This is a genomic window from Mariniphaga sp. (assembly GCF_041687215.1).
GTDB lineage: Bacteria > Bacteroidota > Bacteroidia > Bacteroidales > Prolixibacteraceae > Mariniphaga.
In genome coordinates this window covers 38,159-53,628 of sequence record NZ_JAWLCI010000017.1, presented here as the reverse complement: position 1 = coordinate 53,628, position 15,470 = coordinate 38,159, and the positions used below count along the sequence as shown (strand labels likewise).

General features: G+C 39.0%; 8 protein-coding genes. 2 read left to right on the top strand and 6 right to left on the bottom strand.

Features of this window, described 5'->3' with window-relative positions; translation table 11 throughout:
- Positions 1-40 precede the first annotated feature (40 nt).
- The 5 genes from ACESMA_RS08340 to ACESMA_RS08320 all read right to left on the bottom strand — a co-directional run bounded on the left by ACESMA_RS08340 (position 41) and on the right by ACESMA_RS08320 (position 5,538).
- Positions 41-2,290 (bottom strand): RelA/SpoT family protein, encoded by a 2,250-nt coding sequence (locus tag ACESMA_RS08340; protein ID WP_372948335.1) that lies wholly within the window; start codon positions 2,288-2,290, stop codon positions 41-43.
- Positions 2,291-2,411: 121 nt separating this feature from the next.
- Positions 2,412-3,566 carry a glycosyltransferase gene (locus ACESMA_RS08335; protein ID WP_372948334.1) on the bottom strand — a complete coding sequence of 385 codons (1,155 nt, stop codon included), beginning with the start codon at positions 3,564-3,566 and terminating at the stop codon, positions 2,412-2,414.
- On the bottom strand, positions 3,563-4,021 hold the full coding sequence (locus ACESMA_RS08330; protein WP_372948333.1) for an NUDIX hydrolase: 459 nt from the start codon (positions 4,019-4,021) through the stop codon (positions 3,563-3,565). Before ACESMA_RS08330 ends, ACESMA_RS08335 begins: the two co-directional genes overlap by 4 nt.
- Complete coding sequence (gene miaA / locus ACESMA_RS08325; RefSeq protein WP_372948332.1) at positions 4,018-4,926, bottom strand: tRNA (adenosine(37)-N6)-dimethylallyltransferase MiaA; 909 nt, start codon at positions 4,924-4,926, stop codon at positions 4,018-4,020. The genes ACESMA_RS08330 and miaA overlap by 4 nt, the downstream gene beginning before the upstream one ends.
- Positions 4,927-5,022: 96 nt before the next feature.
- Positions 5,023-5,538 (bottom strand): IS1096 element passenger TnpR family protein, encoded by a 516-nt coding sequence (locus tag ACESMA_RS08320; RefSeq protein WP_372948331.1) that lies wholly within the window; start codon positions 5,536-5,538, stop codon positions 5,023-5,025.
- 412 nt (positions 5,539-5,950) lie between these two features.
- On the opposite strand from ACESMA_RS08320, the gene ACESMA_RS08315 reads away from it, so the two are divergent.
- The gene (locus ACESMA_RS08315; protein ID WP_372948330.1) at positions 5,951-7,168 is read left to right on the top strand and encodes an ABC transporter permease; all 1,218 of its coding nucleotides are present in this window, start codon (positions 5,951-5,953) and stop codon (positions 7,166-7,168) included.
- 51 nt (positions 7,169-7,219) lie between these two features.
- On the opposite strand, the gene gap is transcribed toward ACESMA_RS08315, so the two are convergent.
- On the bottom strand, positions 7,220-8,227 hold the full coding sequence (gene gap, locus ACESMA_RS08310; RefSeq protein ID WP_372948329.1) for a type I glyceraldehyde-3-phosphate dehydrogenase: 1,008 nt from the start codon (positions 8,225-8,227) through the stop codon (positions 7,220-7,222).
- A 993-nt stretch (positions 8,228-9,220) separates the two neighbouring features.
- On the opposite strand from gap, the gene ACESMA_RS08305 reads away from it, so the two are divergent.
- The gene (locus ACESMA_RS08305; RefSeq protein WP_372948328.1) at positions 9,221-15,448 is read left to right on the top strand and encodes a T9SS type A sorting domain-containing protein; all 6,228 of its coding nucleotides are present in this window, start codon (positions 9,221-9,223) and stop codon (positions 15,446-15,448) included.
- Positions 15,449-15,470: the final 22 nt, after the last annotated feature.

Genomic DNA, 15,470 nt, shown 5'->3' with positions numbered 1-15,470 from the left:
AAATAGAAATAATTTTTTGATTATTAAGACTAAATAAAAATTAATCATTTAGGTTTTCATCCCGCGAAACACGGTCTATTCCTTTTATTTTTTCGAGCCGTGCAATCAGGTGGTGCAGGTCGTCAGCATTGTGAATGTACAGAAATAAGTCGCCCTCGAAAATGCCCTCGTGGGTGTCGAACTGAACTGAACGCATGTTTATACTGTGCTGCTTTGAGATTACATTGGTTACCTCGTTAACAATTCCAAGACGGTCGAATCCCTCAAGCTTTAAACGCGTGAGGTACGATTGTTTTTTGAATTTTGTCCATTCTGCCGCAATAATACGGTTCCCATGGCTCGATAGGAATTTTTCCACTTCTTTGCACCCGGTTTTATGAATGATAACATGGTCGTCGGTGGAGAGGTAGCCAATTACTTTATCGCCCGGAATGGGATTGCAGCATTTGGCCAGCGAAAAGTTCACATTATCCTGAGCTTCTTTCAGAAGAAAAGTTTTTCTCTTATCAATTTTCTGTGGCTTTTTTTGTATTTCAGTTTCAGTTTCGGCTTCGGTTTCAGGTTCATCAGTTTCCTCTTTCTTTTTCCGGCTGAAGGTAATATTCCAGTATTTCACCAGTTTATTGGGCGATTTTTTTCCGAGAATTTCATCCAGGTTTTCGAGTTCAAGAAATCCCATACCCACTTCAGAATAGAGTTGATCTTTGTTATTCAAATTAAAGTGGGCAATTATTTTTTTGAGATTATTGGCTGTAATTGGTGCTTTAACTTCTTTTAATGCCTCTTCAACCATTTCCTTACCTTTATCAATGTGTTTTTTCTTTTCCAGTTTAAAGGCATCTTTAATTTTAGACCGGGCTTTTGCAGTGGTGGCAAATTTCAACCACTCCAGTTTGGGTGTTTGTTTTTCAGATGTTAGAATTTCAACCTGATCGCCATTTTCAAGCACGTGACTTATAGGTACCAGTTTAAAATTAATTTTTGCACCGATGCATTTATTGCCCAAATCGGTATGAATTTCATAAGCTAAATCAATAACTGTTGAACCCTGCGGTAAAGAAACCATGTCGCCTTTGGGTGTAAACAAATTGATTTCTGATGCATACAGGTTCAGTTTAAAATCGTCGAGGAATTCGAATGCATCAGAATCGGGAGTGCGCAAGTGTTCGCGAATGCGTTCGATCCAGGTGTCCAGTTCATTTTCAAAAGTGCTGATATCTTTATAACGATAATGTGCTGCAAATCCGTGTTCAGCAATTTCATCCATACGTTCGGTGCGTATTTGTACCTCAACCCATTTCCCTTGCGGGCCCATAACTGTAACATGCAACGATTCGTAACCGTTTGCCTTGGGCATGGTTATCCAGTCGCGAATACGGTCGGGCCGGGGTTTGTAAATATCTGTAACGAGTGATAAAACATCGAAACACTGACGTTTTTCTGAAATGGCGGGTTTGGCTTTTATTACAATCCGAACGGCAAGAATATCATAAATTTCGTTGAAGGTGACCCCCTTTTTTTGCATTTTTTGCCAAATGGAGTAGGTCGATTTCAATCGGTTCGAAACGGTACTTTCAATTTTCTCTTCCTCTAATTTTTGTTTAATAGGCCGTATAAATTCGTTTACCAGGTAGTTTCGTTTTTCTTCCTGGTTGTGCAGCATCAACAAAATTTTGTTGTATTCTTCGGGGTGTTTATGTTTAAAACTTAGTTCTTCAAGTTCTATTTTAATGGCATAAAGTCCCAGCCGGTGAGCCAGAGGAACATAAAGATAAAGCGTTTCTCCGGCAATTTTAATTTTTTTATGTGCCGGCATAGAGTCGAGGGTTTGCATATTGTGCAGACGGTCGGCAATTTTTATGAGGATAATCCGGACATCGTCCGAGAGAGTCATCAGCATTTTTTTGAGCGTAAGAGCCTGCCGGGAGTCGAAGTCGCCCGAAAGTTTGGTTAACCCGTCAACAATCCGGGCCACTTTAACGCCAAACATATTTTCAATGTCGTTGATGGAATACTCCGTATCTTCTACAACATCGTGCAAAATTGCAGCGCAGATTGAGGTGGCGCCAAGACCTAAATCTATGGCAACAATTCGGGCAACAGCAATAGGATGAATGATGTATGGTTCGCCTGACTTTCGTTTAATTCCGTCATGTGCAGCATTGGCAAACCGGAATGCTTTTTCGATTCGTGCCAACCGTTCTTCATCAAATTTAACCTGAATGGCTTTCAGAAAATCCTGGTAACGGTCTTCAATTTGTCGTATTTCTGCTTTATTAAAATGCTGCAACTGTCTGTTTATTAAATTGTTTTTTATTGAATCTCCACTCTTGCTTTACTTCTCAAAGTTTTTAATTTTTTGAATACTCTGGTACTAATAACAGAAAAAAAAAGAAGTTGTTAACTCATATTTAATTCTGATTATTTTTTTCTGATGCCAAATTATTTGCCAATTCATAAATAGTATTTGTCATTTTATCCCAGGCAAACCGCTCCTTTTCTTTTTTTACCTGCTGGGTAAATTTTTCTGCCCGGTGGTTTTCGAAAAAGTCAATGAGCCCTTCTTTTATATTTTTTGCATGGGGAGGCACAACATAACCTGCCTTGCCATTTGGAATAATTTCTGAAAGCCCGCCAACATCAGTCACGAGCATGGGCTTGTTAAAATGAAAGCCAATTTGGGTAACTCCGCTTTGGGTTGCCGATTTGTAAGGTTGTGCAATAATATCAGCAGCGTTGAAATAGTTTTCTACTTCTGAATTGGGTATGTAATCGGTTTTTAAAATCACCTGGCTTTTTAAATTTAAATTTTCAATCAGGTCCAGGTATTTTTTTTCGTCGGTATAAAATTCACCGGCAACAATCAGCTTAATTTTGTTTTGGCTGAAAAAATCATCGGCAAAAGCTTCCAAAAGTAAATCCAATCCTTTGTAATCTCTTATAAATCCGAAAAATAAAACATATTTAAATTGACTATCCAGATTAAGTTTCTGAAGTGCAGTTTCGCGCGGTTCAATTGTTCCGTAATGATCGTAAATGGGGTGGGGAGAAAATAATTTAGGTTTACTGGTGTCGAACAATTCAAGGTCAGTTAAAACTCTTTTCGACATGGCGATAAATCCATCTGCATTTTTTACGAAATAGTTGCTCAAAAATTTGTCGCCCGGCCTTTTTTCGTGTGGGATAATATTGTCAACAATGGAGATAACTTTTGTGTGGCCATTTTTTTTAACCAGATTGCAAATAGTGCCCAGGCTCATGGCCATAAATGGCAGCCAGTAACGCACAATCAGCAAATCGGGTTTTGCCTGTCTTATTTTTTTTCCAATTTTTAACCAGTTAATCGGATTAACAGAATTTACTTCCTGGGTTACCCGAAAATCAAATACCACCTCGTCTTCCGAATACTGTGTCTTTCCGGGGAATAAAATTTTGGGATATTGCAATGCAAATGAAACAATATTTACGTCATGTCCTTCTGCAACAAGCTGTTTTGCAAGCCGCTCGTTCAAAGCTGCAATTCCTCCTCTTAACGGGTGTGCCGGGCCGAGAATAGTTATATTCATAAAAACCGACTTTTTAATTCTTTCGCCACAAATTTATCAATAGGGAATGATAAATCGTCTGTTTTTAAATCTTTTAATTTTACCCATCTGAAACTTTGGTTTCCGTTTTCCATTTTTTCAAAATCGAAAGGCTTTTGCGAAATCGTAAATTGAATGGGAGTATTCAAATCGGCCAGATAATAAATGCTGATTAGCTGGTGATTTTCGTAAAACAACGCTTTTTGATAAAAATCGGTGGTGTAAAAATGGCGAATGTTTTTAATTTCCTGTCCGTTACATTCTTCCCTGAATTCCCGCTGTAAACAATCAATGGTACTTTCGCCGAAATGCAGTCCGCCTCCCGGAAATTTGGTCATTTCCATACCAACCTGAAATTCATCGGTTAGCAGCACTTCTTCTTTTTCGTTTAAAACAATGCCGTAAACCCGAATAATAAAGTTCCCAGGAGAGTTCATTTCTTTTCGATTTTATTTTTTATGAATTTGATAATTTTTTCCAAATCATGAGGTTGAAACCAGTTCATTTCAGAATCTTTTCGGAACCAGGTAAGTTGTTTTCGTGCGTACCGGCGGGAGTTTCGTTTAATCAGTTCAATGGTTTTTTCTTTTGAAATTTCACCATTAAAATGGGCAAAAAACTCGCGGTAGCCAACAGTATTCAACGAATTCAAGTGTTTGAACGGATAGACGCTACGTGCTTCCTCTTCCAGACCGGCTTCAATCATTTTATCCACACGTTGATTAATGCGCTGGTGAAGTTCAACCCGGTCGCAATCAAGACCTATTTTAATTACTGAAAATGGCCTTTCTTTACTGGGCGAAGTGCGAAAAGAAGAATAAGGTTTTCCGGTCATCAGACAAATTTCAAGCGCATGAACAATTCGTGCCGGATTTTTCAAATCAACCTGGTTGTAATATGCCGGATCAAGTTGTTTGAGTTGAAACCGCAAACCTTCAATTCCGTTTTCCTTTAAGCTGGTTTTTAAGTTCTGCCGAAGTTCCGGATCAACATCGGGCATTATGTCAATACCTTTACAAACAGCGTCAATATAAAGCATCGAACCCCCGGTTAAAACAACGGTGTTGTATTTTCTGAACAATTTTTCAAGCAGTTCCATTGCTTCTGATTCGTAACGGCTGGCATTGTATGCATCGTGGATGGAGTGGGAGCGTATAAAATGATGTGTTATTGAATTCAGTTCTGCCTGCGAAGGAACGGCTGTTCCAATGCTTAACTCCCTGTAAATTTGTCGCGAATCTGCCGAAACTATTTCGGTGTTAAAAAATTTAGCTGTTTCAATGGCTACCCGGGTTTTCCCAATTGCGGTCGGTCCGGTAATTATAATCAGGTGTTTTGTCATTTTTAACTGTTTGCACTGCAAATTAAACGCAAAAAAAAGACTGCCCAAAATAAATTGAACAGTCTGAATTTTCTTTTGATATTACACTGTGGAATCCTAAAAGTCTTCCATTTCTCCGTAAAGTTCAGTGTAATCATCTAAAATGCCAAAATCCATCAAAACCTCTTCTTCCTGAAGTTTGGCTGAATCCGTCACAGGTGGTTCATCACCCAGAACCTGTACCGGGGCTTCACCCTGTTTCAGAGTGATAAATGGTTCTCTGAGATTTTTTTCCATAACAATTCCAGTTAGTTCTATATACAATGATCTATCGTTTATAAAATCAAAAGTGTAGAAAATATGACGCGCTTCAGATTTTATTAAGTCAGATAGTTTTGTTTTCTGCATAATGTAATAAATGCCTCCGTTAAGGCCTAAATCAAGCATCGATACTTCTTTTTGTTTCCTTCCGTTTTGGTCGGGTATGAAAAAAGAAGCCAGTTGGTGCGTTTCAAAACCAACGCTCTTTTGTATGATTGTGTGCAAATCGAAAAATGAATGTTCTCCGTCAGCTTCCAGTTTTAAAAGGAAGTTTTTGGATTCCGGTGAAGTAATTCTAAAATTATAAATCATAACTTTGAACGTATTTTCGTGTTCAAATTTAAAAACCTTTTCAATCAAAAAGCAAAATGAAATTGTTGTCGTTCTTCGATAAAATTGATGAAAAGTTTCTTTATTTGACGTTTAACCTTTCCATATTCAGTTCCAAAAAACTGATCTATAACATGTTTCGCACTATTTAAAATTGTACTCGAAGGCTAAATAAGGCCATATTTTGCGCCTTTTAAAAAATGTTAAAAAACACTAAGGGTGGAAAATTATCGAACAATCCCGTCATCTGTTCGTCAGATTTTATCTGATTTCAGAAAAGTAGGTTGGTGTAATAATCTATGTTTTTAGTGAACTAATAAAGTGTTTTTACAAGTATTATTTCTAATTTTCTGAAAAATAAAAAATGAGGAAGGCGACTTTATTCGCTGAAAATATGAGGATTGCACTGCAATCTGTCCGTTCGAACCTGCTTCGCTCGGTGCTAACTGTTTTAATTATTGCAGTAGGTATTACGGCATTAATTGGTATTTTAACTGCAATTGACTCTATCAAAAATTCCATTACACAGGAATTTACGTTTATGGGGGCAAATACTTTTACACTTACGAGCCGGGGAATGCGGGTTCAGGTTGGTAACCAGCAATACCGATCTAAAAACTATTCCTACATTTCTTATTACCAGGCAAAAGCATTTAAAGAACAATTCGAATTTCCAGCAATTACTGCTATTTCGGTAAATGCATCGGGCAATGCCACCATAAAATATGGAGCACAAAAAACAAATCCGAATGTGAATGTTAGAGGAATTGATGAGGATTATCTTCAAACTGCAGGTTTTGAAGTTGATAAAGGCCGCAGCTTTAATGATTCAGAAATTACCGGTGGACGGGCAGTGGTTTTGTTAGGCAGCGATTTGGTAAAACTTTTCTTTAAAAACAACGAAGATCCTTTACAAAAAGTGATTAGCATTGGCAGCGGAAAATATAAAGTTATTGGTACCCTAAAAAGTAAAGGCAGCGGAATGGGCATAAGTAACGATTTGGTTTGTTTTATTCCCTATACCAATACCCGGAATTATTTTTCGCGACCCAATATGAATTTTAATGTTCAGGTGATGGTTCCCAGGGCTGAAATGCTTGAAGTGGCTATTGGGCAAGCTGAAGCGGTTTTCAGAAATGTTAGGGGACTTGACCCCTTGGACGAAACGGATTTTAATATTGAGAAAAGTGATAATCTGGTGAATATTTTGCTCGATAATATCAGAAATATTACACTTGTTGCAACCATAATTGGTTTGATTACCCTTTTTGGTGCAGCAGTGGGATTAATGAACATTATGCTGGTTTCTGTTACCGAGCGCACCCGGGAAATTGGTGTTCGAAAGGCCATTGGGGCTAAAAGTTCAATAGTGCGACAGCAGTTTTTAATAGAAGCAATTGTTATCGGGCAAATAGGGGGAATACTCGGAATTATCGTTGGCATACTTGTAGGAAATTTGGTTTCGGTACTTATAGGTTCTGCCTTCATCATTCCGTGGATGTGGATAATAGTAGGCGTAGTCCTTTGTTTTTTTGTGGGAATTATCTCAGGATATTACCCCGCCCAAAAAGCAGCCCGTCTCGATCCCATTGAATCGCTGAGGTATGAATAAAAAAAGGCCACCTTAGGCAGCCTTTTCTATACCATTATATATATAGGAACTTTATTTTACCGAATCCATATATTCAACTAATTCCACAACTTTAAGCGAATAGCCCCATTCGTTGTCGTACCATGAAACCACTTTTACGAAATTATCGTTAAGTCCAATTCCTGCGCCGGCATCGAAAACTGAGGTACATGATTCACCGAGGAAGTCGTTTGAAACCACTGCATCTTCAGTGTAACCCAGAACGCCTTTCAATTCGCCTTCTGAAGCTTCTTTCATGGCAGCGCAGATGGTTTCGTAAGATGCGCCTTTTTCCAAACGAACAGTCAGGTCAACAACCGATACGTTGGGAGTAGGAACGCGGAAAGCCATTCCTGTAAGTTTACCGTTCAGGCTCGGGATAACTTTACCTACTGCTTTTGCAGCTCCGGTTGACGAGGGAATAATGTTTTGTCCTGCACCACGTCCGCCACGCCAGTCTTTCATGGAAGGACCGTCAACAGTTTTCTGTGTGGCTGTGGTAGCGTGAACAGTGGTCATCAAACCTTCAACAATACCAAACTTGTCATTTAATACCTTGGCAACAGGCGCCAGACAGTTTGTTGTACATGAAGCGTTTGAAACGAAGTTCATATCGTTGGTGTAACTTTTTTGGTTAACACCCATTACAAACATCGGGGTATCGTCTTTCGATGGAGCCGACATAATTACTTTTTTCGCTCCGGCATCCAGGTGACCCTGTGCTTTTTCCTTGGTGAGGAAAATACCAGTAGATTCAACCACGTATTCTGCACCAACTTCACCCCATTTCAAATCGGCAGGGTTTTTTTCGGAAGTAACCCTGATTTTTTTGCCGTTTACAACCAGCATACCATTTTCAACTGAAACTTCGCCTTTAAAGCGGCCATGTGTAGAGTCGTACTTTAACATGTAAGCAATGTAGTCCACATCAAGCAGATCATTGATGCCAACCACTTCAACATTGTCTTTTGCAACAGCAGCACGGAAAACCAGGCGTCCAATGCGGCCAAATCCATTAATACCTATTTTAATTTTTGACATAGTAGTGTAAGTTTTAATTTATTATAATGAACTATTTTTATTAAATTTTTCAGGAAAAGCATTAAGTTTAATTCCTGAATCAGAAACATATACAAATTAACTACTAAAATTCCACAGTTTCAAATCTAAAACATGAATTCAAAATTATTGCTTCGAACTTTAATGTTAATTTAAAGCGAACACAACACAATTTCTTGCCAAAATTTGCAGTCAATCCCCCATAACATGCTAAAATATTCAATTCTCAGCGAGGTAATTTTTAGTTAAATTGTTTTTTGTCAGAATATTATTGGATTTTTTGAGGCTAAATAAATCAACGCAAATAGAAAAAAATGTCAAACTGTGTTCCAGTTATGTAAATTTAAAGGAATGCGTGAGCTAATAAAAATTGGCTGGCAATTCAACATCAAGTAATCAAATTTGCTGTTACGCTTTCTTTTCACGAATTTCCTGGTGTGTTTCTGAATAAGCAGGACATTTACAGGTTTTGCAGGAATTAAATGCTAAAAAGAAAACAAAAAAAACAGCCGGCAGCCATTTGGCAGAATATTGGCCAGTTCGGCACCCAATTTCTTTTAAAAAAAGGGAATAATATATAAAATGGTATAAACGATACATAGTAAATTGCAACTTCAACCTATATTTTACAACATCAAATCGTACTAATCACTTTACCTAAGCGAAAAAAACCAGGATTTATTGTAAATAATTAAAAAAATTGAAGTAAAATTGCACAAATTAAAACGAGAGCAAACTTGTACAAAACAAAAGAAATGTTAACAAGACAGGTTGCATGTCAATTCGGGCCTGTTGATAACAAAGGGAAAAACAAGATATTTTATTCAGCGATTCGTTTGTACATTGCTGATAATTTTATACGTTTGTATTTGTTTATCCTGCAATTATAAAGGACGATATAACTAAAACAATGATTAAAAGATTAAATAATTTAAAATCAATCAATCAATTAAGTTCAATTTAAAAAGAAATGCTATGAGAAAATCATTTACTTGGTTCTTAAGTTTAATGGTACTCCTTACAGCCTTTGCAACCCATGGGTACGCACAGGAGGAACAGGAAACCGTTGAACTTTATGCAGAAGACGCTTCATATTGTTACAATGAAGCTGACGATTACACGGTAACAATCTCGGTACGGGATTTTATTAAATTAAACCGTTTTGAACTGGCTTTGGAATTCAACGACGAAATCTTCGATTTTGTTGGGGTTTCTAATGTCCATGCTTCATTATCTGCTTTAACAACTTCAGAAGCAGGTGGAATTATTAGTGTTGACTGGGCTGACGATGCTGCTACCATTGGCGACAATGAGAGAACGGATATCCTGGTTCTTCACTTTTCAGTGTTGGGTTATCCTGGAAATATGGCTCCATCGTTTACCAGCAGTATGGTATGGGGAACAACCAATTTCTGGTACGAAATACCTGATGGCGACGATTTAGTGAATACAGATGTTTATTACGATGGTTCGCTTACAGTTGACGTAGAAATGACTGATATTGAAACCACTGTAACCACAGAAACCTGTGCCGGTGGTGATGTAACTTTAACCGTTACTGAACCTGATGCAGAGTTTTATCTGTTTAACGAAGACCCTGATCCAGCTAACTGGACAGATGCATGGTCAACTTCACCTGATTATGATGTTGTTGCCGGTGAAACGGTTACAGTTCGCATAAAAGATGCTAACGGCTGTATTTCTTTGAAACAAACTGTTACAGTCCCGGAAACTATCGAACCAGTAGAATTTACTGTAGAAACTCAAAATCCTGCATGTTACGGAGGTAGAGGTTCTGTGGTATTTGATGCGAATGGTGGTGTTGCGCCTTATACTTATTATATTTCAGAAAATTCTGATGGTTCTGATGCAGTAACAAGAACAAATTTCCAGTTTTCTTATGATCCTGGAACATATTATGTTGCCGTTCAGGATGCCAATGGTTGTGCAAACCTGGCTGATTTGACCTATTGGGAAGAAATAACAATTACTGACACCAATCTGCCTGTTACAGGAAATCTTACCATCACCAATGTTTCATGTAATGGCGGAATGGATGGAGAAATTTCTATTGAAATTCTTGAAGACGGTGGCGCTGCCGTAGATGTTTATGAAGTATCTGTTGACGGTGGAACTACCTGGGGAGATGCCGGTGAATATACAGTTGAAGATTTAATGGCCGGAGACTACTCTGTAAAAGTAAGAAATACAAACGGATGTGTTATCGATATTGATACTGATGTTGAAATTACAGAACCTGATGCCATTACATTTGATATGGACATCACAGATACTTCTTGTGGTGGTGACAATGATGGAGAAATTATTGTTACAAATATTGTTGGGGGAACTGCAACTTATACCCTTGAAATTCAAGAAGGTGAGAATATTACTACTCAATCTGGCGTAGATGCTGCCGGATTTACTTTTACCGGTCTGAAACCTACTTACTACAGTTTAACTATTACTGATGCCAATGGTTGTGTAGTTGAATACATTAACCCGAACAATACTCAGAATGTTATTTCTGTACAATCACCTGATGATATTCAGTTTGATGTTGAGATTACTGATCCGGCATGTAACGATGGGGATGCATCCATTGCAATTGTAAATGTTACAGGAGGAACTGGTGATTATGTATATAGTTTTGACGGCGGAACTAGTTGGGTTGACACAACTTCAATTGATGTTTGGCCTGCTCCTTATGCTGTACCCGCAATTGTTGTGGCTAATGCTCCTGTAGGAGAAGGTGATCCGACTTGTGAGGTTACCTATTCTGGTGATTTAACAGTAGATAATCCTGCTGAATTACTTGCTTCTGTTGAAGACTGGTTTGCACCAACCTGTATTGATGGAAATGACGGAAGTATTCGTTTGAGAATCGAAGGTGGAACAAAACCTTACTACTATTCCATTAACGGAAGCTCGGCCAGAGAAACCAGCGCCACTTTAACAAATATCAGAGTAGGAGTTGGTGAGCATACAATCCTGGTTTGGGACGACAACGGTTGTGAGTACGAATTTGATATTGTGCAGGATGTGGATATGGAAGAAAATGTTATTGAAGCAGTTTCTGACCTTCATATCAACTGTTTTGGTGACAAGACAGGAACCATTTCTGTAAACTTCACAAGCTGGGCAGATGGATTAACAGGAGAAGGCGGAGAACCAAATCGTGGAGTTCAATTTTATGTTGAAAATGAAGCTGGTGTGGTTTCATCTTTCGGACCATCCAACATAGCTGCTACTCCTACAACATTCAATGCAGGAACTTATATAGTATGGGTTGTTGACCAATACACTTGCGAATCAAATCCTGATACCATTGAGATTACTCAAAATCCTGAATTATTAATTGATGTAGTTTACACTACTTCTGCCTCCTGTTTCAATACCTTCGAAGGAGTTATCACGGTTCATGCAACCGGTGGTTATGTTCCGGTTGATGGGAGACTGGAATATGCTGTAGTTAACAATGAAGCTGCACTTGGAAATATTGACGAAGGCCTGTGGTTACCTTTTGATACATATAATGATGAGGACTATGATCCGGCATTAAGCACAGTTAGCTTCCAGGTTGATGGCGGAACCTACTGGATTGCCGTTCGCGATGATGGTTGCGACGAAAAATGGTATGGCCCGATTGAAGTTGAAGGTTACGAAGAATTGCTGGTTGACGAAGATGATATCGTTGCTGTTGATCCACTTTGTTTTGAAGGAACAGATGGTAGCATCAATGTCCCAATGAGTGCTGTTTCTGGTGGCGCCGGTTCTTACTTGTTTACCCTGCTCGAATGGGTAGAAGGTGAATGGGTTGAACTGGAAGACTACACAGACCAGGCTACTGGTGATTTCACAGGTTTACCTGCTGGAGTTTATGCTGTAATGGTTGAAGATTCAGAAGATTGTCCTTCCTATACAACTGAAGAAATTGTTTTGGATGATCCGGATGAATTGACTTTCACCGCTACTTATCAGCACATGAGCTGTGAAGATTCAAACGATGGATTAATTACTGTTGACATAACTGGCGGAACTCCCGATTACTGGTATGCTATTAACAATACGAATTCATGGATTCCGATTGATGCAGGAGAAACAGTTAAAACTCATATTGCTACTGAAACAGGAATGTTTAGAATTTGGATTAAAGATGCAAATGAATGTGTAACAGGACCTGATACCATTACTATTCTTGAACCTGAAGCTTTAAGTGCAGATATTGACATTACCGATGCAACTTGCTACGGTATTGCTGATGGTGAAATAGAAGTTGAAGGAATTGGCGGATGGGATGGTTATACTCTTTATGAATTCAAAATAAACGACGGAACCTGGTCATCAGATTTAACATACGACAATTTACCAGCAGGCGACCATGTTCTGTATATCAGAGATGCTTACAATTATGATGCTGTTGATACATTACAAAATCTTGATTGTGAATATTCTGTTCCGTTTACCATTGACTCACCCGAACCAATTACATATACAGTTGTAATTGAAGATGTAAGCTGTAAAGATGGTTCAGACGGTACCTTAACTGTAGAAATTATCAGTGGCGGAATTCCTTATGACCTTGAAGGTACTGCAAATGATGGTTTTGATATACAAATTACTGGAAGTGATTATGATAGTGGCTGGATTAGGTCTGGTGATGATAATGCATATACCTTTACCGATTTGGCACATTCACACTACACCGTGCGCATTATGGATGCAAATGGTTGTACATTGGCTCCAACTACAGGTCAGTTTGATGGACCTTCAACTACAGTTGAATCTTGGGAAGTAAATGAACCTGCTACCTACTTGACACTTGATCCGGAATGGGTAAATGATGTTACCTGTTACGGAGGTGAAGACGGACAATTTGTTCTGAATGCTGACGGTGGTACTGCACCTTACAAATACTGGGCTGGCTTATCAATTGAGCCTGACGGACATATCCTTGTTCCGAACCACCCGGATGAAGATTCAGACGAATGGCAGGAAAGCAATGAGTTCAATGTAGGCGCCGGAACCTGGGTTACCTGGGTAATGGATGCAAACGGCTGTATTGTTGGCGGTCAATACGAAAATAGTTTACCGGTAAACAAATGGCGTGTAAAAGTTGAACAACCTGATTCTATTGAATGGGCCTTCCATACAATGGGTGATCCTGCTATGGTTCATTACAGACTACCTTCTTGCTTCGGTGCATGGGATGGACAAGTTCATTTAGTTAATATTATCGGTGGCTCAGGTACATACAATGCACGCGTTTGGGGAACCAGCGCTGCTGGAGAAACAGTTGACTCTACTTATATGGATATTGAACCTAATACAGGTGGCCTTTATATTTTAGGTGGTGTTCCTGCAAGTTCTGAAGAAGGATTTGAAGTAACTGTTACCGATGATAATGGCTGTATTTCTGCGATTGATACCATTTTTGTTGATCAACCGGATGAATTAACAGTAAGTCTGGAAATTGTTGACGGAACAACTTGTTTCGGCGCTGTTGACGGAGTTATTGAAGCCATTGCTGAAGGTGGAACCGGTGATTATGAATACCAGTTATGGAAAAATGGTGTAATCCATACTCCATGGCAAAATCTTGGAAGTTCATTCCTGGTTGAAGTTGGTAACACATTCACGGTTCAGGTTAGAGATGAAAATGACTGCGAAGCATTAGATACTATCTATCTCGAAACTCCGCTTGAAGTTGAATTCACAGTTAATGACTTGTCTTGTGCAAATCTTGATTACGCCAAGGTAAGAATTAATGCAACTGGCACACCTGATCGTTCCTTCATGGTTTATTACAAACAATTTGAAGATGATGATTTTACAACCGGAGACGATGAATATACTGCTTACAATGGTTGGTTCGATGAATCAATTACCATAGAAGATTTATTCGAATTCGATGCTGAATTTATCGGTGACAGGCACTATGCAATTTATGTAGAAGATAGCGAAGGTTGTGTATCTGCCATTGACACCTTTACTTTTGATTATATTCAAAGTGAAGTGGTTGCCGATATCGAAATCTTAGAAACTACAGAATGCAGTGAAACGTTTACTGTAACTGTTTCCGGTGGTGTTGGACCTTACATGGTAATGGTTGACGACAGTGTAATGACTGAAATGACCTTTACACTGCCAAGGGGTACATACAATATTATTGGAATGGATTCACATGAATGTGGTACAGTAGAAATTGTAGAAGTAGTAGGTGATTACGTAACCCGCGATACTATCGTAGAAACGTATATTAATTACGAAACTGAGTTTGTTGATACCGAAGCTGGTGTTGATACCATGCTTGCAGAAGGTATGCACACATTTGTATATATGTTTGGTGAATGTGAAAGAACGTTGAATGTTGAGGTTGTAGCTGTTCCAATGCCGCTCACCATTGCTGAAATTCAGGGTGAAGGTGCTCAAACCGCTGTACCTGCTGAAGACGTAGTAGTTGTAACGGGTACTGTTACAGGTGTTTCTGCCGGCGAAGGATTCTTTATGCAGGATGCAAATGCTGCATGGAGCGGTATTTGGGTAGAATACGCTGATGCTTCAGACCTCGAAATAGGTGATGGTGTTGAAGTTGTTGGTTCTGTAACTGAAGTTGCTACGGTAACTACTTTAACTGCTGCTGAGGTAACCATGATTGATGCTCCTCTTGTGGTTGAAGCAATTGTTGCTGATTCTCCATCAGACGCTGAAAACGAAATGTGGGAAAGCGTGCTTGTTACAGTAGAGGGAGGTCGTGCAAGACCTGCTGATGAAGGCAACGGTGAATGGTCAGTGTACTACGAACCAACCGACGACGTAATTGTTAACGACTGGTTGTATGCATTTGAACCGACTGACAGCACTTTCTACCATGTAACTGGTATTGTAAATACTCGTCTGGAAGCGTTCAAACTTGAGCCAAGGATGGAATCTGACATTGTTGACCTGGGTGCTACACCTGCTCCTATTATTTCAGGAGTTGAGTTCAAAGTATATCCGAATCCGTTCAACGACAGAATTACTATCGAAAACCACAGTAAACTGACCAGGGTACTTATTACCAATATTGCTGGTCAGCGAGTTATCGACTTAGAATATCCGACCCGTGAAATCCGTACTGCAAATCTGGTAAGCGGTGTGTACGTTGTAAGTATGTTTACTGAAGACGGACTCGCCAAAACAGAAAGGATTGTTAAAAGGTAATACCGAATTGATTGATTAAAAA